Source organism: Devosia sp. (assembly GCF_017307565.1).
Taxonomy (GTDB): Bacteria; Pseudomonadota; Alphaproteobacteria; order Rhizobiales; family Devosiaceae; genus Devosia.
The window spans coordinates 1-24554 of sequence record NZ_JAFKHD010000320.1; the positions used below are offsets into that span (position 1 = coordinate 1).

General features: G+C 61.4%; 24 protein-coding genes. 6 read left to right on the forward strand and 18 right to left on the reverse strand.

Features of this window, described 5'->3' with window-relative positions; all coding sequences use genetic code 11:
- The coding region (locus J0I64_RS10775) for a TrmH family RNA methyltransferase (protein WP_291407983.1) at positions 1 to 606 on the forward strand (606 nt) is incomplete at its 5' end.
- A complete protein-coding gene (locus tag J0I64_RS10780) occupies positions 603 to 995 on the forward strand; it encodes a hypothetical protein (RefSeq protein ID WP_291407985.1) in 393 nt (130 codons plus the stop codon). The genes J0I64_RS10775 and J0I64_RS10780, both read left to right, overlap by 4 nt.
- A gap of 269 nt (positions 996 to 1264) precedes the next feature.
- Here J0I64_RS10780 and J0I64_RS10785 read toward each other — a convergent pair whose 3' ends face one another.
- Complete coding sequence (locus J0I64_RS10785; RefSeq protein ID WP_291407987.1) at positions 1265 to 1765, reverse strand: AAA family ATPase; 501 nt, start codon at positions 1763 to 1765, stop codon at positions 1265 to 1267.
- Positions 1766 to 1946: 181 nt separating this feature from the next.
- Between J0I64_RS10785 and J0I64_RS10790 the strand changes: the two genes are divergently transcribed.
- Positions 1947 to 2495, forward strand: a complete 549-nt coding sequence (locus J0I64_RS10790) for a histidine phosphatase family protein (RefSeq protein ID WP_291407989.1) — start codon at positions 1947 to 1949, stop codon at positions 2493 to 2495.
- A gap of 263 nt (positions 2496 to 2758) precedes the next feature.
- On the opposite strand, the gene J0I64_RS10795 is transcribed toward J0I64_RS10790, so the two are convergent.
- The 7 genes from J0I64_RS10795 to J0I64_RS10825 all read right to left on the reverse strand — a co-directional run bounded on the left by J0I64_RS10795 (position 2759) and on the right by J0I64_RS10825 (position 10356).
- Complete coding sequence (locus tag J0I64_RS10795) at positions 2759 to 3163, reverse strand: hypothetical protein (RefSeq protein WP_291407992.1); 405 nt, start codon at positions 3161 to 3163, stop codon at positions 2759 to 2761.
- Between the two features lie 367 nt (positions 3164 to 3530).
- Positions 3531 to 4421, reverse strand: coding sequence for a PHP domain-containing protein (locus J0I64_RS10800; RefSeq protein WP_291407994.1), 891 nt, complete (start codon positions 4419 to 4421; stop codon positions 3531 to 3533).
- Between the two features lie 11 nt (positions 4422 to 4432).
- Positions 4433 to 5971 (reverse strand): ABC transporter ATP-binding protein, encoded by a 1539-nt coding sequence (locus tag J0I64_RS10805; RefSeq protein ID WP_291407996.1) that lies wholly within the window; start codon positions 5969 to 5971, stop codon positions 4433 to 4435.
- 59 nt (positions 5972 to 6030) lie between these two features.
- The gene (locus J0I64_RS10810) at positions 6031 to 7578 is read right to left on the reverse strand and encodes an ABC transporter substrate-binding protein (protein ID WP_291407999.1); all 1548 of its coding nucleotides are present in this window, start codon (positions 7576 to 7578) and stop codon (positions 6031 to 6033) included.
- Positions 7579 to 7665: 87 nt separating this feature from the next.
- Positions 7666 to 8574, reverse strand: coding sequence for an ABC transporter permease (locus J0I64_RS10815; protein ID WP_291408000.1), 909 nt, complete (start codon positions 8572 to 8574; stop codon positions 7666 to 7668).
- Positions 8571 to 9494, reverse strand: a complete 924-nt coding sequence (locus tag J0I64_RS10820) for an ABC transporter permease (RefSeq protein WP_291408002.1) — start codon at positions 9492 to 9494, stop codon at positions 8571 to 8573. Before J0I64_RS10820 ends, J0I64_RS10815 begins: the two co-directional genes overlap by 4 nt.
- Positions 9487 to 10356 carry a metallophosphoesterase gene (locus J0I64_RS10825; RefSeq protein ID WP_291408004.1) on the reverse strand — a complete coding sequence of 290 codons (870 nt, stop codon included), beginning with the start codon at positions 10354 to 10356 and terminating at the stop codon, positions 9487 to 9489. The genes J0I64_RS10820 and J0I64_RS10825 overlap by 8 nt, the downstream gene beginning before the upstream one ends.
- 137 nt (positions 10357 to 10493) lie before the next feature.
- Between J0I64_RS10825 and J0I64_RS10830 the strand changes: the two genes are divergently transcribed.
- Together J0I64_RS10830 and J0I64_RS10835 are read left to right on the forward strand one after the other, a co-directional pair.
- Positions 10494 to 11234 (forward strand): HAD hydrolase-like protein, encoded by a 741-nt coding sequence (locus tag J0I64_RS10830; protein WP_291408006.1) that lies wholly within the window; start codon positions 10494 to 10496, stop codon positions 11232 to 11234.
- Entirely contained in the window at positions 11231 to 12112 is an 882-nt protein-coding gene (locus J0I64_RS10835) for a MurR/RpiR family transcriptional regulator (protein ID WP_291408008.1), read from the forward strand. The genes J0I64_RS10830 and J0I64_RS10835 overlap by 4 nt, the downstream gene beginning before the upstream one ends.
- A gap of 326 nt (positions 12113 to 12438) precedes the next feature.
- Here the strand turns inward: J0I64_RS10835 and J0I64_RS10840 are convergent, their stop codons facing one another.
- The 10 genes from J0I64_RS10840 to J0I64_RS10885 all read right to left on the reverse strand — a co-directional run bounded on the left by J0I64_RS10840 (position 12439) and on the right by J0I64_RS10885 (position 23561).
- Entirely contained in the window at positions 12439 to 13482 is a 1044-nt protein-coding gene (locus J0I64_RS10840) for an NAD/NADP-dependent octopine/nopaline dehydrogenase family protein (protein ID WP_291408010.1), read from the reverse strand.
- 11 nt (positions 13483 to 13493) lie between these two features.
- Entirely contained in the window at positions 13494 to 14609 is a 1116-nt protein-coding gene (locus J0I64_RS10845) for an FAD-binding oxidoreductase (RefSeq protein WP_291408012.1), read from the reverse strand.
- Positions 14610 to 14622: 13 nt separating this feature from the next.
- Positions 14623 to 16008, reverse strand: coding sequence for a M20/M25/M40 family metallo-hydrolase (locus J0I64_RS10850; protein WP_291408015.1), 1386 nt, complete (start codon positions 16006 to 16008; stop codon positions 14623 to 14625).
- Between the two features lie 18 nt (positions 16009 to 16026).
- Positions 16027 to 16896, reverse strand: coding sequence for an ABC transporter permease (locus J0I64_RS10855; protein ID WP_291408017.1), 870 nt, complete (start codon positions 16894 to 16896; stop codon positions 16027 to 16029).
- Entirely contained in the window at positions 16893 to 17840 is a 948-nt protein-coding gene (locus tag J0I64_RS10860; RefSeq protein ID WP_291408019.1) for an ABC transporter permease, read from the reverse strand. Before J0I64_RS10860 ends, J0I64_RS10855 begins: the two co-directional genes overlap by 4 nt.
- A gap of 61 nt (positions 17841 to 17901) precedes the next feature.
- Entirely contained in the window at positions 17902 to 19398 is a 1497-nt protein-coding gene (locus J0I64_RS10865) for an ABC transporter substrate-binding protein (RefSeq protein ID WP_291408021.1), read from the reverse strand.
- Positions 19399 to 19477: 79 nt separating this feature from the next.
- A complete protein-coding gene (locus tag J0I64_RS10870; RefSeq protein ID WP_291408023.1) occupies positions 19478 to 20566 on the reverse strand; it encodes an oligopeptide/dipeptide ABC transporter ATP-binding protein in 1089 nt (362 codons plus the stop codon).
- Positions 20563 to 21555 (reverse strand): ABC transporter ATP-binding protein, encoded by a 993-nt coding sequence (locus J0I64_RS10875; RefSeq protein ID WP_291408025.1) that lies wholly within the window; start codon positions 21553 to 21555, stop codon positions 20563 to 20565. The genes J0I64_RS10870 and J0I64_RS10875 overlap by 4 nt, the downstream gene beginning before the upstream one ends.
- The gene (locus J0I64_RS10880; protein WP_291408027.1) at positions 21552 to 22691 is read right to left on the reverse strand and encodes an FAD-binding oxidoreductase; all 1140 of its coding nucleotides are present in this window, start codon (positions 22689 to 22691) and stop codon (positions 21552 to 21554) included. Before J0I64_RS10880 ends, J0I64_RS10875 begins: the two co-directional genes overlap by 4 nt.
- A 126-nt stretch (positions 22692 to 22817) precedes the next feature.
- On the reverse strand, positions 22818 to 23561 hold the full coding sequence (locus J0I64_RS10885; RefSeq protein WP_291408029.1) for a GntR family transcriptional regulator: 744 nt from the start codon (positions 23559 to 23561) through the stop codon (positions 22818 to 22820).
- 123 nt (positions 23562 to 23684) lie between these two features.
- Between J0I64_RS10885 and J0I64_RS10890 the strand changes: the two genes are divergently transcribed.
- Positions 23685 to 24554, forward strand: an 870-nt coding sequence (locus tag J0I64_RS10890; protein ID WP_291408032.1) for an aminotransferase class V-fold PLP-dependent enzyme, incomplete at its 3' end; no start/stop codon positions are given.

Sequence of the window (24554 nt, forward strand, 5' to 3'; positions counted from 1 at the left end):
GTCGTCGACCAGTTCATCGGCGCGCTGCGCCTGCCGAACGACCAGACGGGCGATTGCGAACTGTTCACCCGGTTGCTGGCCGAACGTGCGCGAAACGCGGGCGTCGAATTCCGCTTCATGAGCCGTTTTGGCCTGGCTGACATCAAGCAACTGCGTCTCGTTGTCGTGCTCGATCAACTGACCGATCCGCACAATGTCGGCGCGATCCTGCGCACCGCCTGCGCCTTTGGCGCCGATGCCGTCATCACGACCGCGCGCCACTCGCCGCGCGAAACCGGTGTCATGGCCAAGGCCGCTTCGGGCGCGCTCGACCTCGTGCCGATGATCGAAGTGCGCAATCTGGGCGACGCGATCGAGACGCTCAAGGAGCGCGGCCTGACCGTGCTCGGCTTCGATTCCGAGGCTCCTGCCCCGCTGCGCCCACGCACCGACGACAGGCCGATGGCCGTGGTTCTCGGCGCCGAAGGCAAGGGCCTGCGCCAGCGCACGCGCGAGCTCTGCGACGAAATGGTACGTCTCGACATGCCGGGGCCGATCAAGTCGCTCAACGTGTCGAATGCCGCCGCCATCGCCCTCTTCGCGGCGACCGCTGGGAGACAGTCATGAGCGCGTTCGAGCCCTTCGCCATTGCCCTGAGGCTGTCTGGCCTAACCCTGCCGCAATATGAAGCGGAGACGGCGCTCAAGCAGTTGCTGGTCCGCTACGAACCTGAAGACGCCGAAGGCAGTTTCTACGGTCAGGTGGACGTTCCAGCCGAAAATGCGACGCGGGCCATCCTCGAGTTGGCCGACCGGTCGGGTCCGGTCATTGAAGCCATGCTCGCTGATCGTCGTCTCGGTCGCGCTGTGCTCGATCTTGCCTTTGACTATCCCACGGAAGGCGAAGCCATGTCGGCCCGCCTGCCCGCTCATGCCGCCGCTGCGATCGCCAAATGCGGGATCGATATCGAATTTTCAGTCTACCTTACCGACGTCGAGGACGACGAAGACTACTAGGCTGTTGTTGTAGCGAGCGGATCGAATTTTCCACTTTCGGCGCTCCAGACTGCGCCAAACGCCTGCGCGCGCTGAAAAATTGTCGATCGCGAGTTTGAGTGGTGCGATATCGGTCTTTCCAAGCCTGAGGATAATCGCGACGACGGCGAGCGAGCCCATATCGCTCGTAAGCAGCTACTCCACACTGAGTCTGAGGACGGAGTCCATGGCTCAAATGGGGTGGCAAGCGGACAGGCGGCTTTCTGGACGCGTACCGCAAATTGCTGCCGCTAACCCGAATGCCCCTCCTTTATCCGTAGAAGCAACGCTAAGGTATCTGCGCGGTTGGACAACTTGAATTTCGGCAGCCCAAATTCGGCGAACAGACGCCGATGCCCTTCGTAGGAATTCAGGTTTTGTCGGTCGTGATAAGCGCGGGTGTAGTCTAGAAGTTCTTCAAACTGCTCCTCGGTTCCTCCCCCGGTTTGGCCTCTATCCATGAGGTTCGATAAACACTCATCAATCGACAAATCGAGCCAAATTAGCGTTGTGACTCGTGCGAAGACCTGCATGAGGACCGAACCATAGATGCCTTCCATATTCCACGAGGGACTATCGGCGACATCGTCCACCAGCCGGTCACGCTCACTACGTGGACGCTCGCCCGCGAAATTTGGCAACCAATGCAGATCATCGAGATGCACGGATCGGGTGGAAAGCTCTTCGGACAATTTCTCGGCCAGCCAAGTTTTGCCGCTTCCGCCGTTGCCGATCACAAATACCCTATCCATCACAGCCTCCCTCATTGGCAAGGAGCTAACCCGTTGGCTGCTTTCCGGCAGTGCTAGCAATCCCTGCACGACAGGAGTGGAGGCGCCAGGTGCCTGGCAGCATCGGGGCGGATTGCTGACAGTCTGCTACCGCGCGGGTAAACTCGTAAGCGGAAGCAAGCTACAACAACTGGTGGCCTATTTGAAAACTATCGTTTTGATCCGACATGCAGCGCCAACTGTCGTGGAGGACGCTGCATCGAATGGTTGGGTTTTGAGTGATGGTGGTCGAAAAGCAGCCATGGCGCTCGCATCCCGACTCCTAGGCTTCGGGTTTGCGGAGCTTCTTTCTAGCCCAGAACCGAAGGCGATGCAGACAGCGCAGATCCTTGCAGACCGGATCGGAAGCCAAACCCATATTGATGTCCGTCTGCGCGAGCACGACAGAAGGTCGGTAGGGTTTCTCGAAAGGGAGATTTTCGAGGCGCGCATTGCCAGCATTTTCGATAGGCCGGAAGAGGTCACTTACGGAGATGAATCTGCCGATGCCGTGCATGTTCGCTTCTCCGCAGCGATAGATGATGCAATGTCGAGAAGCTCGGGCTCTGTGGCCGCGGTGACGCATGGGACCGCGATGACCATCTATGTCTCAAGGCTAGTTGGCATCGTGCCGATGCCATTCTGGACCAAACTCGCCATGCCAGCCGCCATCGTGATCAAAGACGGGGTTGTCGCAGATGTGGTCCAATGAAAAGGAGTGAGCAAGGTGCGAACTGGCTATATCTCAGGCAATGACCCAAACTGCCGCCTTCGGCAATTCATGCTTGAAACGACAGCAATGGGGTCGACTGAAGACCGATGCCTCGGGGGAGAGCGCGGGCCGCTTTTGAGACAGGCTACGCGAAAGCCAACCTGCACCTCCGAATGAGTTAGGTATGTCCGGCTAGGCATTTGCCGGACCCACTCCACCAGAATATGTCAGGTCGATGCAAGTCGAGGCGCGTGTGCGATGCATTAGCGTACGGTTGGCGCGTCAACTTCGTTGAGTGCAGCAAGGTCTGCATTGTCCTCAAGATACTCGCCTAAGCGGGGATCCTCGCAATAGCGCTTTTGCTCATCCAAAATGTCATAGCTTACGCCCAATTCATGGCGCAAAAGCCCAAGTAGCGTGTCCACCTCAGCATTGAAGCGATCACAAAGCGCTTGTGTCCACAGGCTCGGATCGGGCGGATACAGAGGGTTCAGATAGCCCGAATGCTCGAAGTCAAGCTGGACCCTCAGATCACGAGCAGGCTTTGAAACGAACAATTTCTCGTCCACTGGGCCTAGTCCCAATTCTTCACGGGTCCCGTTGTCACCTGCCCAGAGGCAGCCACCCGCGCCATAGTCGAAAAAGAACCTGAGAATGCTTTTTGTCATGGCACAAGGCTAAACGAATGAAGCGTGGCAGGAAAGTCCGCAACTTCGTTAGCAGCACAGTCTTGCGGACGATTGCCCGTGTCCGCTCATAGGAAACTGCCAGCGAGGCACCAATGACCGAAAAGGGGTCGGCGGCGGCCGTTCGGCTCTGCGCCCCGCTCCGGTCCATCAGGCGCAGCTCACGTGGCCTCCGAAAGCTGCCATTCAAGGTGAGCTGATCGGCTGTGATGGCTGGCGGATTTACTTGGTGGACCAGCACCTGTCGCGGGTCGCCAACCATCTTGCTAGTCGAAAGAATGTGAGTTCGGCGAACGATGATTTCGTGTCCAACGCGGATACGAGACCGCAGCTTAGTCAGGGCGCAACCCTAGCGTTTAGCAGGTTGCGACCAAGCACGCTTTCCTGCGTGATCTGTAATGGTCAATCTAAACCACGAATTCTCGAAAGCCTTTAGCGGCAGGCGGGCCTTGGTGAGGTTTTCACCATGCTCGGCCGCCGAGCGGGCCCCATGCCCGCCCACGACGATGCTGCGAACCGGCGAGGTCGAGACGACAAGGTGGTCGTCCTCGATCCTGGCGTCTTGGATTTCTGGACCCTGGCTCGAATAGTAGTGCCCCTCTTTGAGGGCTTCGAGAAGTAGCGCAGGCTCATTGCGCTCGGCCTTCACCATGACCCAGCCCCCCAGGCTGTCCTTGGCTTTGAAATGTGCGTCGTCGGCGGCATAGGCACCGAGCCAGCGACCGGCCTGCAGCAACTGATCGAGCATGGCGGTGCCATCGGGACGAGCCGAAAGCAGTTCGCAAGTGTAATTGTAGATTTCGACGGCATGGGCGGCGTCAAGCGAGAGGCCATCCTCCGTGCTGAGGCCATACCATTGCGGATGCGCGAGGCCGATAAAGGCGCCGGCAGCGCGAGCGCGGCGCGCCAGCTCAGGGCCGGTTTCGCCCTCGGCCGGCGCGGCGAAGTCGGAAGGCAGACCGACGGCGAGGATGTGCCAGAAATCGCCCAAATGCGTCTGCGGCGCGTGCAGCTCGGCCCCGATGATAGTGGTGAAAAGGTCGGTGCGGAACGGGGTCGTATCGGTCAGCGGATACTGGAACTGCGGCAGGAAATGGTCAGAGAGGCAGAGGAAGTCGTAGCCCGCCCCAGCATAGTGGCGGCAGACCTCTTCGGGCGACAGGGCGCCATCGGAGCGGTTGGAATGGGTGTGCAGGTTGCCGCGATGGAAACGGCCGGGAGCGGTGAAGGCGTCGAACATAGGAGAAACTTTCAGGAGGCAAGGACGAGGTGGCCGTCGCCGACCGTGTCGTAACAGGGCGCGGCGGCGGTATAGCCGACGGGATGGATCGGCGATTTGAGGGGGACGTTCTTGGGCGCATCGCGGCGGCGGCGGCTGGGATCAGCGGTCGGCACGGCAGCGAGCAGCGCCTTGGTATAATCGTGGCGCGGATTGCCGAAGACGGCGGCGCGCGGGCCGATCTCGACGATGCGGCCCATATACATAACGGCAACGCGATGGCTCATGCGCTCGACCACGCCCATATCGTGCGAGATGAACAGATAGGAGAGTGCCAGCTCTTCCTGCAGCTCGAGCATCAGGTCGACCACCTGCTTCTGGATCGACACGTCGAGCGCCGACACCGCTTCGTCGGCGACGATGAGCTTTGGCGACAGGGTCAGGGCGCGGGCAATGCAGAGGCGCTGGCGCAGGCGGTTTTCGTCGAGCGTCAGGATATCGTCACCCTCAAGCTGCACCGAGCCGGCCTTGGCATCGACCAGCCGCAGGATGGAGCGGCCGGTGGTCGACTTGCCGCAACCGGATTCGCCAACCAGCGCCAGGGTTTCCCCGCGCGTCAGTGAAAAGCTGACATCATCGACTGCATGCACATTGGCCACATGGCGCGACAGGATGCCCTTGCGCACGGGGAACTGGGTGACGAGGTTTTTCACGGCAAGCAGCGGCGCATCGGTCGGCATCTGGCGCTCGGGCACGGTGCCGAGGCGCGGCACGGCGGCGAGCAGCGCCTGCGAATAGGCTTCAGCTGGCGCGGTAAAGAAGCGGCCGACTTCGGCCTCCTCCACCTTGAGGCCATGGCGCATGACCACGACGGCATCGGCGATTTCGGCGACGACGCCCATATCGTGGGTGATGAACAGCATGGCCATGCCGGTTTCGGCGGCAATGGTCCGCACCAGATGCAGGATCTGCGCCTGGATGGTGACGTCGAGCGCCGTGGTCGGCTCGTCGGCAATAAGGAGGCTGGGCGAACAGGCCAGCGCCATGGCGATGACCACGCGCTGGCGCATGCCGCCGGACAGCTCGTGCGGAAACTGGGTGAAGCGGCGGGCGGGCTCGGGAATACGCACGCGCTCGATCAGCGCCAGCGCTTCGGCATCGGCTTCGGCGCGCGAGACGTCGCGATGGGCGCGGATGGCTTCGGCGATCTGCTCGCCGATCGGATAGACCGGGTTCAGCGCGGTCATCGGCTCCTGGAAGATCATGGCGATCTCGTTGCCGCGCACATCGCGCAGGGTACGGCCCGGTGCACTGGCAAGATCGACCCGCGTGCCGTCGCGGCGGCGGAAGTCGATGCTGCCGCTGGTCAGGTTCCCACCGCTAAAGCGGGTGAGGCCCAAGATCGACATGGCGGTGACTGACTTGCCCGATCCCGATTCCCCGACAATGGCGACGCATTGGCCGGGCTCGACGGCAAAGCTCAGGCCATCGACCGCCTTCACGGTGCCGGCATCATTGGCGAAGGAGACGCTGAGGTTTTTTACCGACAGCAGAGGTTCCGGACGGGTCATGGCAGGGCTCGCTGGAAATGAGGGAATGGCCGGCGGATGATTCCGCCGGCCGCAAGCGCTTATTCGGTGACGGCGATCGAGCCGGCGCGGAAGTCGAGCACATAGGGGATGTGGCCCGGCAGCGGCTTCCACTCGACCTTGGTGGAGACACCATAGGATTCGTAGGGCTGGTAGAGCGGCAGGACCGGTGCTTCTTCCTTCACATAGGCCATGATCTCGGCATAGGCAGCCTTGCGCTCGGCCACGTCGGTTGAATAACGGAAGCGATCCCACATGCCTTCATAGGCCGCGTTCGGCTGCCAGGTATTGCCGATACGCGCGCCGCCCGGAGCCCACATGGTGCCGTAGGAGCCGGCGGGGTCGGCGAAATACATCGGGTTCGACCAGTTGCGGGTTTCGAGATTGGCCAGGTCACCCCATTCATTGGTGACGTTGAGCTCCATGTTGACGCCGACTGTGGCCCACATTTCCTTGATCGCCTGCGCAGCGAGCAGGCCATTGGTGTAGTAGACCGCATCGGTATCGAAACGGATCGGGCTGCCGTCATAGCCAGCTTCGGCGAGCAGGGCCTTGGCCTTTTCCGGATCGTATTCGAAAGTGTCGAGCTCGGGCATGTAGAGTTCGCCGAACTGGGCATAGGTGTGGCTGGAGGGGACGACAGCTTCGCCTAGCCACAGGGCTTCGTTGAGCAGGTCGCGATCGATGGCGAGGCTGAGCGCCCGGCGGATGCGGCTGTCGGCGAGCTTGGGGTTCATGGCATTGAAGATCACCACGTGGAAGAGCGGGGTGACCGCGCCTTCGACGCGCAGGTTCGGGGTCGACTCAATGGTGGCCAGCTGATCGGGCGGCACATTGGTGATGATCTCGACTTCGCCATTGGCCAGCGCGGTCAGGCGTGTCGCCATTTCGGCGATGCGGCGCATCTCGAAGCCGTCGAGCGGAGCCTTGTCGCCATAGTAATCGTCGAAGCGGGCATAGGTCAGGTTTTCGCCCGGCTGGAAGGCGGTGATCTGGTAGGGGCCGGTGCCGACGGGCTTGAGCGCAAAGGCTTCGAAGTCAGCGATTTCGGCGACGGCCGGGTCACCGGTCAGCCCCATGATGTAGTTCTTGGGCACGATATAGCCCTGCTGGGCGTTGAGCAGGATTTCGAACAGGGGCTCGGGCTTGTGGGTGGTGAAGAGCACCTTGTACGTGTCGAGCGCCTCGACCTTGGCGAAGTTGCCGAAGAACTGGGTCTTGATCGACTTATATTCCGGGGTCAGCTCGTCGATAATGCGATGGAAGGAGAACACCACGTCTTCGGCGGTCATTTCGCTGCCGTCGTGGAATTTTACGCCTTCACGCAGGGTGACTTCCATCGTGGTCGGCGAGGTCTGTTCCCATTCGGTAGCCAGACCCGGCGAGAAGATGGCACCGGCCTGGGTATAGTCCTTCTGGATCAGCGGATCGAAGGCGTTGACATAGTTCTGCGAACCGACGTTCGAGTGGTCGCGGCCCGGGTCCACATACGACGACATGTTCTGGGTGCCGATGGTGATTTCGGCGGCGGCGAGAGCCGTGGTGCCGAAGAGGGCAGCACCGAGGGCGAGGAGGACGCTTTTGGTCATGATTGTGATCCAAGGGGTTGAGAAGACAAGGCTTGCCCGCGCCGCGGCAAGGCGGTTGTGGACGGCACGGGAAGAGGGTGGGTCCGGCTATTTCAGCCGGACATCGAGCGCATCGCGCAGCCAGTCGCCGATCAGCAGCACCTGGAGCGAAACCAGCATGATCACCAGGGATGGCACGATGGCGATCCAGGGCTGGGAAGCGAGGAAGTCGCGGCCGAGACCGACCATGGAGCCGAGCGTTGCCGTGGGTGGCTGCACGCCGAGACCAAGGAAGGACAGCGAGGATTCCGTCAGGATCAGCGCCGAGAAGGTCATGGTCCAGATAACGACGAGCGGCGAGGCGATATTGGGCAGGATGTGGCGCAGGAGGATGCGGCTGCGCGGAGCACCGGCGGCAACGGCCGCTTCGATGAAGGGCAGGCGCGACAGCGTCAGCACCTGGGCGCGGACGATGCGGGTATAGCTTTCCCAGCCGGTGAGGCCGATGACGCAGATCAGCACCGGCAGCGAATTACCCAGCAGCGCTACGGTCAGCAGGGCGATCAGCGTGAAGGGCACGGCGATCTGCACATCGACGAGGCCCATGATCAGGGCGCCGATGCGGCCCCGCATATAACCGGCAATGATGCCGAGGGTGGTCCCGAGGATCAGGCTGATGAAGCTGCCGATCAGCGCGATGCCCAGCGTCAGGCGCAGGCCATAAAGCGTGCGCGAAAGCATGTCGCGGCCGAGCTGGTCGGTGCCCAGCGGATAGGCGTCCTGAGCCCGATCAAACCCGAGCGGCGGGCGCAGGCGGAAGAGCAGCTTCTGTGCGTCCGGATCGAACGAGGCCAGCCAGGGGGCGAGCATAGCCACCAGCACCATGAGGGCGAAGCTGGCGATACAGATCTTCATGCCGATGGAGGTCTTGCGCCAGATGCGCGTCAGCTTTCCGGGGCGGATGGTCGGCGCCGTGGGCAGAGCAAGCTTGGGGACAGGCGGAGCGATGTCGGTCATGTGGCAGCTACCTTCACGCGGGGGTCGATCACCGCATAGAGCAGGTCGACAATGAGGGAGACGACGACGACGAGCACGGCAATCAGGATGACGCCGAACTGCAGCACGGGATAATCCCGGCCGATGGTGGCAAAGACGATCAGGTCGCCCACGCCCTTGGTGGCAAAGATCGCCTCGACCAGGACGCAGCGCGCCACCATGCCCGCTACCTGCAGACCGATGATGGTGACCACGGGCACGGCGGCATTACGCAGGGCGTGCTTGCCGATAACGACGCGCTCACTGAGGCCCTTGGCCCGGGCAGTGCGCAGATAATCCTGCGCCAGCACGTCGAGCATGGCATTGCGGGTGAAGCGCACGATCTCGGCCAGCATCGGCAGGGACAGCACCACCGCCGGCATCAGGAAATGCAGCGGCGACGAGGCGCCGGAACTAGGCAACCAGTGCAGCTGGAACGAGAAGACCAGGATCATCAGAATGGCCAGCACGAAATTGGGCGTGGCATAGCCGACAAAGGCCAGGGTCATGATCGAGGAGCCGGCAGGTCCCTTGCGATCGAGCGCAGCAATGATACCTAGCGGCACGCCGATGACGACGGCAAGTGCCAGCGCATAGCTGAATAGCAAGATCGTATTGGGCAGGCGCTCTGCAAAGATCAGCAATACCGAACGGCGCTCGTTGAGGCTGATGCCGAAATCGCCGACGAACATGCCCTGAATATAGCGAACGAACTGCATCCAGATCGACTGGTCGAGCCCGTAATGGGCGGCGAGCGCCGCCTGCACCGCCGGGTCGGAACCCGGCGGCAGCATGAATTCCACCGCATTGCCGGAAAGACGCGTGGCAAAGAACACCGCCGTCACGACGATGATGATGGTGACAAGGCCGCCCAGGGCGCGCTTGGCTAGATAATCAAGCATCCAGGACCTCCAGTTCCGGCGCGGCTTCGCGCTGACTGAACGGGCCGGTCGGCTGCATCCACGGGCGCGCGCCGGAGGCACGGAACGGCATGCGGGCGGCGAACGGGTCCTCGCCATGCACCACCAGGTCGAGTTCACTCTCGGTGATCTCGAGCATGGCGAAGGCCGCCGCCGGCTCGGGCATGGTGGTAAAGCGTTCGCTCATCGACTGGATGGTGATGTGGCGGATGCCAGCAATGGTCGTGATCGTGTTCCAGTGCACGTGGCCCGATAGCCAGGCCGCAACCCGGCCCGTCGCCTCGACCGCGGCGCGAATGCGCTCGTGATCGGGATAGGTCGAAAACTGCGGATTGTGCTCGAAATAGTAATTGCCGATCTGCGAATGGCCGGACACCGGCACATGGGTGGCGATGATGGCCGGGCGCGGATCGGCATTGAGCGTGTCGATCAGCCAATCGAGATGCGCACCGGTTTCGACGAAGCCATGCGGCCACCGGATTTCCACGTCCGGCTGCCAGGCGATGAGGCGGAAGGCGCCCAGATCGTGAACCCGGCTCTGCATCGAGGCGCCGAAGATCTGTTCATTGTCGGCAACGCTGAGCTTGGCCACGTCATGGTTGCCGAGCACATGGACGCGGGGGAGTTTGGAGCGCCCGAAGGCGGCCACCACCTCGCCCATAACGCGCAAATCGTTTTCGCGGGTCGTGTCCGATATGTGATCGCCGAGATCGAGGATCATGTCGGCGCCATTTTCCTCGGCCCAATCGATGAAGCCGGCCAGCACGGCGAGGCCGTCCCAGCCCTCTTTCTTCGTGTGGGAGACGGGGCCGTGGTGAATGTCGGTGACGATGGCGATTTTCATTTTGCGGCCCCTGTGGTGCGGTTTCGGGACAAAGGCCTAGCCTCACTCCATGACAGTGAAATGAACGTTTCTCAATATTCTTGGTTTGACATATTGAGCTTTCCTCAATACCTCTCAGTCCATTGATGGAGGCCCATTTGCCTGTCTTGGATTCCGACATTGCCGGCTACCTGATCGATCTCGATGGCACCCTGATCAGCGGCAGAACCGTTCTGCCAGACGCAGGCTGGCTGCTGGAAAAGGTGGCCGGACGGTTCATGCTGGTGTCCAACAACAGCGAACACACGCCCCAGCAATTGTCGCGGCAATTGCGGCATCTGGGCCTCCGGGTGGCCCCCGAACAGATCGTGCTGGCCGGCACCTCCGCGCTTGAGCGCATTGCCCGCACGGCTCCAGGCGCCAAACTACTACTACTCGGCAGCGCAGCCTTGGCGGGCTATGCGCGAAAAATGGGCTTGCAGCTGGTGCAGGAGCCGGAGGCCGATATCGTGCTGGTGACGCGCGACCGCAAGTTCACCTATGCCAGGCTGGCGCTGGCTACCGAGGCCCTGAGCCTTGGTGCGCGCCTCGTGGTCGCTTGTCCCGATCGCAGCCATCCCGGGCCACGTCGCCAGCCGGTACCCGAGGCAGGAGCCCTCGCGGCCGCCCTCATTGCCGCTGCCGGCGTCGACCACTATGAGGTCATGGGCAAGCCCGAGCCCCTGCTGTTCGAAACCGCCTGCTGGCGCCTCGGCATCGAGCCGCGCCAGGCCCTGATGATCGGCGATAATTCCGACACCGACGGTGCTGGCGCCCGGCGCCTGGGCATGGCCTTTGCGCTGGTGCGCAATGGCCAGATCAGGCATCATTTCAACGACGAATTGCGGGTGGCTGTGTGACACAATCGATGAATCAGGCGGCCAATCCGTCCTCGCTGAGCGGTGTGCTGACGCGGCTCGAAACTCTGCTGCCGACCTTACCGCCCACCGCGCGCCGTATTGCCGAATTCATCGCGGGCAATGCCCAGAACGTAGTGCACATGTCGGTCACTGAAGTGGCGGAAGGCGCCAGCGCCAGCGAAGGCAGCGTCATCGGCCTTTGCCAGATGCTGGGTGCGCGGGGCTTTCAGGAGGTCAAGTTGGCTCTGGCCCGCGACCTCGTGCAACCCATACAGTTCATCCACGAAGACCTGGTGCGCGACGACGGGACGACCAGTGTCATAAGCAAGATATTTCGCTCGGGCCTGCAAGCCCTGCAAGACACCGAACGGGCGCTCAATCCAGTCGAACTCGACCGGGCGGTTTCTGCCATCCGCTCGGCCAAGCGGGTGGAAGTGTTCGGCATCGGCAGCGCCGCCCCCATCGCCGAAGACGCCAACTACCGTTTCCTCCGCATCGGCCTCAATTCCCGCGCCAGCATCGACAGCCATGTTCAGGCGATCACCGCCTCGCTGGCCGGCCCCGACATTGCGGTTCTGACCATCTCCCATTCCGGCAGCACCGTTGAAACCCTAGCGGCCACAAAGCTAGCCAAGCAAGCTGGTGCGACAACGATCGCGATCACCAACTTTGGAAAGTCGCCATTGCTCGCGCATACCGATATCGTGTTGAACACCCTGGCACGCGAAACTCAGTTCCGCACTGAAGCCATGACAAGCCGCATCGCACAGTTGGCCGTTGTCGATACCTTGATCGCCTGTCTCGCCCTCGCCGACTATGACCGCGCGGTTGCCACCATCAACAGCACCTTTGACGTCCTCACCAGTAAGAGAGTTTGACCGGCGTTGGTGGAGCAAGAGCCTTACCCGGCCCCACGAACTTTGTTGACGGTCGGGGCTGCCGCCCTATTCCAGGTTATCTATCCATCTTTCGGCTTCCCCGAGAGCGGACATGGGCCGTGCGAGGCGACGAACGACCAGACCGTAGAGGGAGAGTAGACCGTCAGTGCTGGTGTGGCTTCCGCGCCTAAACAGACGTCGGATAAATCGACGTGCCGGTCGCCGCGAACTTGCGTTCTGCGCCTACAAGGCAAGCTCTTACCGAGCTCCTGCCCCGCACTGACGGTTCATCATCGGCTGGCGGACCGAGCTAGCTTCCTGAGGCTTCAAGCCTGCTCCGCCAGACCTTCCAGTAGGCTCGAGATATCCACGAGCAAGTCATTCTCGCTATCGAAATCCCTGCCATAAAGAGCTGAAAGGATTGCAAGGCCGGCCTCGTGAAGGACCATGTCTGCGCCCACAGCACGACCTAGTCGGATCAGCGAAGCGAGACCGAATGGAGCATCCTCGAGGACATACCGGCTTTGTTCGGTCATCGGCCCCAATTGCCCGGTCCCTTCGGTCCGGATTTCGGCAGCCATGGCTTCAAGGGACGCGATCGGGAAGCCATAGGTCCGGTGATAGTGCTCCGCCATGGAACGCACCGAAAGGCCCAGCTTTCGCGCCAAGGCAAGGCGCTCACCATCGAGTCTTTCAAGGAACCGGGCCACACCGGAAGTGAGGTTTTCGCTCTGGCCCCAAGTTTCGCCGCGCTCCATGCGGGTGAAGTTGGTGAGAGCCAAAGCGAGGTGCGCCTGCGGGTTGATATTGGTGAGCGAGATCGCCAGCATGTCGGGGCGAACGTCGAACTTGTCACCAAAGGCCGTTCGGCAAACGGCAATCGCGGCATCTGCCTCGCTGGGCAATGGAGCCATATCGACCGACTTGCGGATCGTGTTGATGCGGACACCCGACGCACCGACCTGCCGTGATCGCAACAATGTGGTGCCCCAGGCAAGAATGACATTCGCCTTACCGACCTGACGTAGCCGGCTCTGGAGCGCGAAGGCCCCAAGCACAGGTTGGGCGCTGATGACGATGACCTGGCCAGGGGAGGCATGCTGGGCGATCTCTTCATAGACCATGCGGTGACCGTTGGCCGGCAAGGCGACCATGACGAGCTCAGCGCCTTGCAAAGCAGCCTCCGCGCTGTCGGCAATAGCCAGCCTGAACTCGCCGACGATCTCGCCTGCGGCAGCCAGCGGTCCATCGCGGAACGCCGAAACGCTCTTGCCCGACGGCGACCAGATGACCGGCTCATGGCCGCGGGTAAGAAGATAGGCCGCGCTCGCTCGTCCGACTGCGCCGGCACCTAAAATGGCAATCCGCATCGATCTTTCCCCTAGAAGAAGCGCGACAGCCGGAATTCGGCAAACTCCGGCACACTGCGCCCGTGGACCAACTCTGCCGTAACGCCCTCGCCGATGAAGGCGGCGAGCGTCACCCCGCTGTGGGTGACAGTGACATAGTAGTTGGAGAGCGCAGGATGCGGGCCGATGGCGGAATAGCCATCCTTCGGAATAGGACGAATGGCAGTGCGTACTGCCTCGACATGGACGTTTTCGAGCGCGGGCATCAGTTTTTTGGCGCGCTCAAGTAATTGCTGTGCCGCAGGATGCGAGGGTACGGGGTCCGAGTCAGCTGACACAGTCTTGTCGATATCATTGGCGCGCAGCAGGATGCGCCCTGCCCCATCCGGACGGCAATTGACCAGGGGCGTGCGCAGTCCATGACGGAGGCTGGTATCGCAACTGACCGTATAGGCGATGAGGCCCACAGTTGGAGCCAGCGGCAGTTCATATTCCGCATTTCCGACCGCTTCATTAGCCCAGCGGCCGGAGCTATTGACGACGGCATCCGCCTCGATGACCTCGCCATTGGCAAGCTGCACGCCCACCACGGCGCAATTGCGTGTCAGTAGACCAGTGACCTTGCCCTGCACCACCTTGAGGCCGAACCGGCGGCGCGCGGCAAGTACCATTGCTCCGGCATAGACCGGTCCATCGAGCCAGCCATCCTCGGGATAGTAAAGCGCGCCATCTTCGTTAAAGGTATCGAGACAGACGTCGGGCTCGAGCTCGGTCAGGGTCTGCCGATCGATCCGCTCGGCCGGATAACCCCATTCGGTCAACCGTTCGAGCTTGTCGAAATCGCCCTCGTCGAACCCGGCAGCCTCGGCCCCTGCGTCCTGCCATTGCACGACGCCCGGCCGATGCAGCCAATTGGCGCCTTCGAATTCCTCAGCCAGGCGCCTGTGGCTTTTCACACCCGCCCAGTTGAGCTCGAAATAAGCGCGTGAGGTCAGCTTTTCGCAGGCATTGACCCAGGCATAGCTGGTGGACGAAGTACCACCGCCAACGCGGCTGGCTTCAACCAGCGTGACATCAGCGCCGGCTTCAGACATGCGATAGGCGATTGATGCGCCAATGACGCCGCCTCCGATAACGATGGCTTTCATCGCAGCAATCCTTCTACTTGCTCTCGTTCCAGACACGGCCCAATTCGGTCAGCATCAGAGGCCAGCAAACGATGCCCTCCTTGATACTGTTGATGGCGTAAGATTCATTGGGTGCATGCACGCCGTCGGCCGGCAGGCTGAAGCCGAACATCAGCGTGTCGATGCCCAGCAATTCGCGAATGGTTGAGGTGATCGGCGAAGTGCCGCCGCTGCGCACGCGCACCGGCGTCTGGCCGGTGATGTCGCGCAGAATTCGATCGGCGGCGACCACCAGCGGGCTCTCTTCGCTTAGACTGTAGGCCGGGGCACCGCCACGATCGGACTGGATAGCGACACTGGTGCCTTTGGGTGCGTTCGCCTCGATATGACGAATGACGGCTTCGGCCGTCTCCTTGGGGTCCTGCCCGGCCACCAGGCGGATGGTGATCTTGGCATGGGCTTCGTTGGGGATGACCGTTTTCGATCCCGGCCCGGTATAGCCGCCCCACATGCCGTTGATCTCGAGCGTCGGCATCAGTGTCAGCCGCTCGATGGCAGTATATTCGGGATAGCCGTGTGCAATCCCGCCAAAGCTCGAAAAGAAGGCCGGCTCGTCCATGCTGAGTTCGGCGGCATGCTGACGCTGCTGGGGTGTCGGCTTGGCCGCCTCGGGCAGGAAGCCTGCTACGCTCACCCGGCCTTCGTCGTCATGCAGCGTAGCCAGCAGCCGTGCCATATCATGGAGAGCATTGCGGGTGGTGCCGCCATAGCGACCGGAGTGGAGGTCACGGACCGCAGCGGTTCTGAGCGTCACCTCCAGCGCATTGACGCCGCGGCAACCAACATTGATCGCCGGCCAGAAACCATTGCGCCCACCATCGGCCGACAGCACCAGATCCGCCTTCAGCAGATCGGCATAGCGCTCGAAGATCGCCGGCAGCGAGACCGCGCCAACCTCTTCCTCGCCCTCGAACAGGCAGCGGATGTTGAACGGAAAGCCGCCCTCGATGGCGAGATATGCGGCAAGACTTTCGATGGCGATGGTGGAAGAGCCCTTGTTATCGGAAGCACCCCGACCATAGAGGCGATCGCCTTTGCGGGTCAGCACGAAGGGATCCGTCTCCCAGGCCGGCAGCGGATCGGGCGGCTGCACGTCATAGTGGCCATAGACCAACAGTGTCGGCTTGTTCGGGGCGTGCAGCCAATCGGCGTAGACCGCCTTGTGGCCACCACCATCGAGGAGTTGCACATTTTCGAAGCCGATCCCACCAAGACGACCGGTGAGAAAGTCGCGCGCGGCCTGCATGCCCGGCTCGAATTGTGGATCGGCGCTGACACTGGCGCAGGCGACATATTGCCCGAGACGGTCAATGATTGCGTCCAATTGTCCGCCGAGATGGTCGGCTACGCGCTGTGACATCGAAAACTCCTCAAAAAATCAGTTATCGCGCGGGTCAAGTGCATCGCGCAGGCCGTCGCCGAGCAGATTGAAGCCCAGCACAACCAGGAAAATGGCGCCGCCCGGAAAAATGGACATCCAGGGCGCCTGTGACATGAAATTCTTGGCCGTATTCAGCATCGATCCCCAGGATGGATTGGGCGGCTGCTGACCGAGGCCCAGGAAAGAAAGGCTCGCCTCGGCGATGATGGCCGAAGCAATGGTAATAGTGACCTGGACCACAACCGGAGGAAGCACGTTGGGCAGGATATAACGCAGGATGATCAGGCCATGCGGCAGGCCGATCGCACGCGCCCCCTCGACATAGTCCTCGGTCTTGACAGCAAGCACCTGACCGCGCGTCAGACGCACGAAGATCGGCGTCGCCGCGACACCGATGGCCAGCATCGCATTCATCAAGCTGGGCCCCAGCGCGGCAGCGAGCGCTATGGCAAGGATCAACGAGGGAATGGCAAGCAGCGCCTCGATGAAGCGGGAAATGGTGCCGTCGATCAGGTGACCGAAATAGCCGGCGATCAGGCCAAGCGGCACGCCGATGGCCAGCGCGATGGCGACCGAAACAACCCCTGCCATCAGCGAGGCACGGGCGCCGTAGAGCAGCCGACTGAAGATGTCTCGACCGATCTCGTCGGTGCCGAGCCAGAATTCCGCCGATGGCGGTTTTCTAACGTTGGTGAACGATGAGGCGAAGGGATCGTGCGTGGCAATGAGCGGGGCAAACACTGCCAGCAGCACAAAGAACAGCACGATGGCACCACCGAACAATGCGCCTCGATTGCGAGCCAGCTTTTTGAGGCCGCGGAAGCGGCGGCGCGGGGCGACGATCTCGGTTTGCGAGGCCAGGGTCATTGCGGATGCCTCAGGCGCGGATTGATGACGATGTAGAGCACGTCAGCCAGGATGTTCATGGCGATGAAGCCGATGGCGGTGAAGAGCACAACGCCCTGCACCACGGCATAATCGCGCGTGAAGACGGCATCGACGATCAGCTTGCCGAAACCAGGAATGACGAAGATCTGTTCGGTCAAGACAGCACCGGCCAGGAGGTCGCCGAACAGCAAGGTCGCCAGCGTGACGATGGGCATCAGCGCGTTGCGCAGCGCGTGGCGGACGATAACAGCATTGCTCAGCAGGCCCTTGGCGCGCGCCGTGCGAATATAGTCGGAACTGAGAACGCTGAGCATGGCGCTGCGCGTGTGGCGCATCAGATAAGCCGCCACCGCCGTCGACAGCACAAAGGCTGGCATCAGCATGCTCCTGATGGAAAGCCAGAAATCCTGGGTGATCGGCACATAGCCCGATGCCGGCAGAATCTTCCAGCTTACAGCAAAGACCATGATCAGGATGATGCCGAGCCAGAAATTGGGCACGGACATACCAGAGAGGGCCACGGCATTGGCGGCGTAATCGATTGCGCTGTTCTTGTGTACGGCGGCAAGAATGCCGGCGGGAATGCCGATGGCCATTGCCATGATCATGGCCATGGTCGCCAATTGCACGGTGATCGGCAGCTTCTGCAGGATCATCTCGGTGACCGGCAGGCCGGTGCGCAGGGAACGGCCGAAATCGCCCTGAAGAACATTGCCCACCCAGGCAAGATATTGCATGGGCATGGGATCATTGAGGCGATATTTGTCACGCAGGAACTCGACGACCTGCGGATCGGACTCCTCTGCCATCATCGTCTGGATGGGGTCGCCAGGCAGCAGGCGCTGCAGGCCGAAAATGATCATCGACAGAATGATCAGGGTCGGCAGGGCGACAATGACGCGTCGGACGATAAGCTTGAGCACTGGGTCGGAGCCTTTGCGAAGCGGCAGGCGGCGGGGATATCCGTCGCCTGCCCTGATTCAGTTACGACTTGGGCTTCAAGCCGGCGAGGCGGAGCACACCGTCGGCATAAGACAGGAAGCCTTCCAGATTGGCGCTGTAGGCCCAGGTGCGCGGGGTATAGTAGAAGTAGAGCGCTGGCAGGTCTTCTGCAGCGATCTGCTGAGCCTGGTCGTAGAGCGCCTTGCGCTGCTCGACATCGTTGATCACGCGAGCCTGGTTGAGAAAGCCCGTCAGCTCCTCATTGCAGTACTTACCGACATTGCCGGCGCTGCCGCAGGCGAGATAGCGATGGAAATTGCCGTCGGGATCGATACGGCCGGAAGCACCGAACTGGCTGACGTCGAAATTGCCGGCTTCGCGCTCGTCGACATAGGCGGCGAATTCGGTGGGGCGCAGCGTTATATTGAAGCCAGCTTCGCTGGCCATTGCCTGCACCAATTCGAACAACGACTGCATGGCACTGTTGTTGGCGTAGAGGATTTCAAACGACACCGATTCATGACCGGCCTCGGCCATCAGGGCCTTGGCACGTTCGACATCGCGTCCGCCGCCGTCGAATTGGGGATTGTAGGCCCAGGATGCGGTCGAGAACGGCTGGTAGGCTGGCGGATAGGTGCCCATGCCGAGCACGTCGTTGAGCACACTGCGATCGATGGACAGACTGAGCGCTTCGCGCAGGCGCTTGTCCTGGTTGATCGGCGACTGCGAGCGATCGCCATTGCCCATGTTGAAATTGATGCCATAGAAGCCGAGGCCACTGACAATGTCGAAGACCAGGTTGCTGTCGCCCTGGATGGTTGCCATGTCGTTGGGCGCAGGACGTTCTATGATATCGAGGTCGCCGGACTGCAGGTTCGCGAGACGCACCGTGGTGTCGGGGATCGGACGATAGATCACCTTATCGAAGTGGTAGTTGTCAGCATCCCAGTGCTCGGCGAACTTTTCCATGACGATGCGGTCGTTCTGGATACGCTCAACAAACTTGTAGGGACCGGCGCAGACGAGACCGCCTTCTCCGGCCGTTTCGAAGCTCGCCGGGGACACCATCATACCGGCGCGATCGGTGAGGTTTGCCAAGAAGGCAGCGTCGGGAGCCTTGAGGGTGATGGCGACCTGGGTCTCGCCAAGCACTTCGATGGAAGCGATCGAGGAGAGTTCGGCCTTGCGATTGCTTTCCGGCAAGTTGATTGCGCGTTCAAGATTGGCCTTGACCGCTTCGCCATTCACCGGCGTGCCGTCGTGGAACAGCGCGCCCGGACGCAGATTCATGGTGAGGACGGTATCGCCCTCTGACCATGCCCAGTCGGCAACGAGGCGTGGCACAATGTTGAGCGAGGTGTCGATGTCGAACAGCGCATCACACATCGGGCCGAACACCATGCGGCCGACAAAGGTATTGCCGCGATGGGGATCGAGAATATCGGGATCGTCCTGCAGGGCGACATTGAGGTCGGCTGCCGAAACAGCGGTCGCTCCCATCAAGCCTGCGAGCATTGCGCTCAGTACCAGTTTCTTCATCGTCGTTCTCTCCTATTCTCTCTGTTTCTCTGGCCGACGTTGCGGCCTCCCCTTCGAAGTCATTCAGGCGAACCGGCCCCTACCGGTCCGCCTGCGTTCTTTCCGCTTGCCTTGCGCGATAGAGCCCGAGGCGCATTTCCAACGCCGAGCGCCGCGCCGTAGCAGCGGGTACACTGACGCCAGCGGATTGGATCTCGCGCCAGAAATGGCATGCGACAAAGCGGCGATCACCCGCTGGCTCGAGCGCAGGATGATCCTGGCTGCAGAGCGGCCTGGCATGCGGGCAACGAGTATGGAAACGACAGCCGGAAGGCGGGGCCGTAGGACTCGGCAGGTCGCCCTGCAGCAATTGCCGCTGACCACGTGCTGCCGGATCGGACACCGGGATCGCCTGCAGCAGTGCCGAAGTGTAGGGATGCAGCGGCGCCTCATAGAGGTCGTCGGCAGCAGCCAGCTCCACCACCTCACCCAAGTACATCACCGCGACACGATCGCTCATGTGCCGGATGACGGCGAGGTCGTGCGCGACGATGACCAGGGTTAGGCCAAAATCCTGTTTCAGTTCGCCCAGCAGATTGACCACCTGCGCCTGGATCGACACGTCGAGCGCCGAGACCGGCTCGTCGCCGATCACCAGCTTGGGATCGCCCGCCAGTGCCCGCGCAATACCAATACGCTGACGTTGGCCGCCGGAAAATTCATGCACATAGCGATCGCTCCAGTCCGCCCGAAGCCCAACCGTGCGCATCAACTGGTCGACCCGGTCATCGACATCCCGGCCAGAGGCCAGGCGGTGAAGGCGAATGGGTTCGCCCAGGATCTGCCGCACCGTCATGCGCGGATTGAGCGAGGCGAACGGGTCCTGGAAGATAATCTGCAACTCGCGGCGCAACCGGCGCATCTCCCGCTGCTTGAGCGCGGTGATCTCCTGCCCCTCATAGATCGCGCTGCCCGAGGTCGGCTCGATCAGCCGCAGCAACAGACGGCCCAAGGTCGACTTGCCGCAGCCTGACTCACCGACGATGGCCAAGGTCTCGCCTCGCCGGACCGAGAGCGACACCGCCGTGACGGCATGGACCAGACTCGATTGGCGCATGAAATTGGGGGGATGGCCGAAGCGCTTGGTGAGTTCGCGTGCTTCGAGAATGATATCCTGGCGCGCGCTCATGCTGCCCTCACGTGATTTTCGAGGGGCGCATACCAGCAGGCCACGCGGTGCCCGGCCTTCGGTTCGTAATCGGGCGGCGCCTGTTCGAAGCAGCGCTGGTCGGCGAAGGGGCAGCGAGTGGCAAAGCGACAGCCAGGCGGCATTCGCTCGAGCGGCGGCACCGAACCTTCGATGGTCGCCAGAGTGCCACTTCGCCGGCCGATGGACGGCACTGAGCCGAAAAGGCCAAGCGTATAAGGATGCTGCGGATCGGAAAAAATATCGTCGACCGAACCAACCTCGACGATACGGCCGGCATACATGACGGCGACATGATCGGCCACTTCCGCCACGACGCTGAGATCGTGGGTGATGAGGATCATGGCCGTGCCTGTCTCTGCCTGCAGTCGGCTGACCAGCGCCAGTATTTGCGCCTGGATGGTCACGTCCAACGCCGTTGTCGGCTCGTCGGCAATCAACAGTCTGGGCGAGTTAGCCAAGGCCATGGCGATCATGGCGCGCTGCCGCATGCCGCCCGAAAGCTGGTGCGGATAGGCATGGAAACGCTTTTCCGGCGCGGGAATGCGCACAAGGCTCAGCATTTCGAGGGCGCGTGCCTCGGCCGCCTCCTTCGATACGACCTTGTGGCGGCGAACACCCTCGACGATCTGATGACCGATAGTCATGGAGGGATTGAGCGACGTCATTGGCTCCTGAAAAATCATCGCCATGTCATTGCCGCGCAGGTCAGCACGCCGCCGCTCCGGAAGCGCGAAAAGATCCTCGCCTGCGAACCTGGCAGCGCCGCCGGTGATCCGCGCCGCTCCCTTGGCCAAGAGCCCCATCAGGGCGAGCGATGTGACGCTCTTGCCGCAGCCGGACTCGCCCACGAGGCACAAGGTCTTGCCCGGCTCGACTGAGAAAGAAATGTCATCGATGAGATTGGTTCTGCTTGCCCCGAAGCTGAGCGAGAAGTGCTCGACGCTAAGAAGCGGCTCTGGCTTGGTCATGCGGCCGCCTTGAAAAAACGCTCGGGACGGTAGGGCGCATATTCAGGCGCCTGTTGTCCGCGAAGAATCTCGTCCCTGAGCGCAATGCCAATGAAGGCACTGGTATTGATGCCGCCATGGGTGACGGCGACCCAGTAATTGTCGAGCCCGGGAAGCGTGCCGACACACGGCAGACCGCCTTGCGGAATGGGACGCGTGGCAATGCGGGCGGCTTCAGCATGGATTCCGCCCAGCGACGGGATCAGGTCGCCCAGCCGTCGCGCCAGCTCGATCGCTGCAGGATGGTCCGGTCTTGCCACATCGTCAGCAGAAAGCGTCTCATCCATATCATTGGCGCGCAGTAGCAACCGCCCACCGCCATCGGCGCGGACATTGAGATTTGGGGTTCGCAAGACCTTGCGGATGGCGGTTCCGACGGCCGGCGTATAAGCGATCAGGCCGAGGGTGGGCGCCAATGGGACAGTAAAGTCGGGACTACCCACCACGTCATTTGCCCAGCGACCAGCGCAATTGATGACCACATCGGCGTAGAAAACTTCGCCGGTTGCGGTTTCGACGCCTGCCGCACGACCATTAACAGTGATCAATCGGCGCACCGGGGTCTGCGTTCGCAGATCCATGCCGAAGCGTGCGACGGCGGCCTCGACCAGGGCGCCGATCATCACAGGCGCCTCGACATAGCCGTCTTCAGGATAGTGAATGGCCTCTTCGCCGATATCCAGCGCTTCGGGGCGCAGGCATGGCTCGAGGCGCGCCAGATCATCACGCCCAATGCGTTCGGCCGAGTAGCCAAGCGCTGCAAGACGGCTGAGCTTTTGATGAAGCGGGCTTTCGGCGAGCGGCAGGCCTTCATAACCGGCGCCCAACCACTGAATGACACCCGGACGGTGATACCAATTGCCGGCAGCACCAAACTCGGCAACAAGATCGCGATGGGCAGCGACGCCAGCCAGGCTCAGGCGAAAATAGCTGTCGGAATCAATTTTCTCGCAAGCACTGACCCAGGCAAAGCTGGTCAACGACGTCCCCTCAGCGACGCGCCCCGCCTCAACCAAGGTTACACTCGTTCCGGCTTCTGCCAGACGATAACACACGGCTGCGCCGATGACCCCTCCGCCGATGACGATCGCTTTCATGGCCCCTCGCCCGAATGCATAAACAAGCACAGAATGCCTGATTATGAATTCAACTCAAGCGAAAACCACAAAAGTGAATGCAATTTTTGATACTTGATCGGGCGCATGCGCTCAAAAATGCACTTTTCAAGCAGGTTGGCCCTGGTCTCCAACTTCTGACGGATGGTCATCAAGGTACCGCAGCGCCGCCACGCGCTTGTTCTGGAGATGGCGAAACAGAATGTCGCTCAATTCAAGACCCGAACGACGCTGAAGCGCATCCAGGATCTGCTCATGTTCGCGCATCGCCTCACCCCACCTGTCTTTGTGGTTTTCACGATTAGCGTTGTAGCGCACGCGCTGCAGGCGGCTTGAAAAATTGGTGTATGTCGTTGTCAGAACAGAGTTTCCAGCGGCCGCAAGAATCGCCAGGTGAATTTTCTGATTAAGCGCAAAATAGGCAGGCAGGTCACGGCGCATGTAGCTGGCATACATGTCGTAATGCATCTGCTCGACGCCTGCGATCTCCGCATCGGTGATGCGCTCGCAGGCAAGACGCCCAGCCAACGCCTCAAGCCCACCCATCACCTCGAACAATTCTCGGATATCATTCTCTGTGAACGCCCGGACACGCGCGCCGCGATTGGGAAGCAGTTCAACAAGCCCCTCCGAAGCAAGGACTTTTAGGGCCTCGCGCAGGGGCGTGCGCGATACGCCCATAGTTTCGCACAGCAGGCGCTCAGGAATACGCGCCCCGTCCGGAAGGTTACCCTCAATAAGGTAGCGACGCAGCCCCGCAAGAATCTCATCGTGCAGAGACCCACTTGAGCCCGTCACCGGCGCAAGCAGCGTTGCCCGATCACCCTCAACCACCTCGTCCACAATGGCCATTAAATCCTCGTGATTTGCCTTCTCCCTTCATAGCACCGGAAACATCGAATTCAAAATTCTTGTTAACCGACCAAAATGCATGCAAAATAGCCTCAAGATCGAAACCAGACTTCAAGGCGTATGATGACTCAGATGTTCGGCCAGCATTTTCTGCAAATTCCAGGCCCAAGTGCCGTTCCGGATCGGGTTCTTCGCGCGATCAGCATGCCGGTCATCGATCACCGCGGACCTGAATTCGCCAAGCTGGCAACGACCGTACTTGGTGGGATCAAGCGCGTTTTTCGCACCGAGCATCCCGTGCTGATTTTCCCGGGCTCAGGCACCGGCGCTTGGGAATCGGCTGTCGTCAACCTTCTTGCAGAGGGCGACAAGGTACTGATGATCGAGACCGGTCATTTTGCGACGCAGTGGCGCAAGCTGACTGAAAAATGGGGAATCCAAACCGATTTCATACCCGGAAACTGGCGCAATTGGGCCGACCCCCAGCTCATCCGCGAGCGCCTCGCCGCCGACACGGAACATAAAATCAAGGCCGTCATGGTCGTCCACAACGAAACCTCGACCGGTGTCGTCAGCCCCATCAAAGCCATTCGCGACGCCATTGACGCCGAAGAGCACCCTGCGCTCCTGTTGGTCGATGCGATTTCTTCGCTGGGCTCACTCCGCTACGAGCACGACGCCTGGGGCGCCGACGTGACCGTGACCTGCTCCCAAAAAGGCCTGATGCTGCCGCCAGGGCTCGCCTTCGTAGCGCTGTCTCCGCGGGCCATCGAATCGGCGCGAACGGGAGGCTCCCGGCGCTCCTATTGGGACTGGTCCGAAATGATAGCCCTCAACCAAACCGGCTTCTTCCCCTATACACCCGCTACCAACCTCCTTTATGGCCTCAAGGAGGCCATTGCCTTGCTCGAAGAAGAGGGCCTCGACAATGTCTTCGCCCGCCATGATCGCCTGGCGGCCGCAACCCGCGCCGCGGTCGAGGGCTGGGGGTTG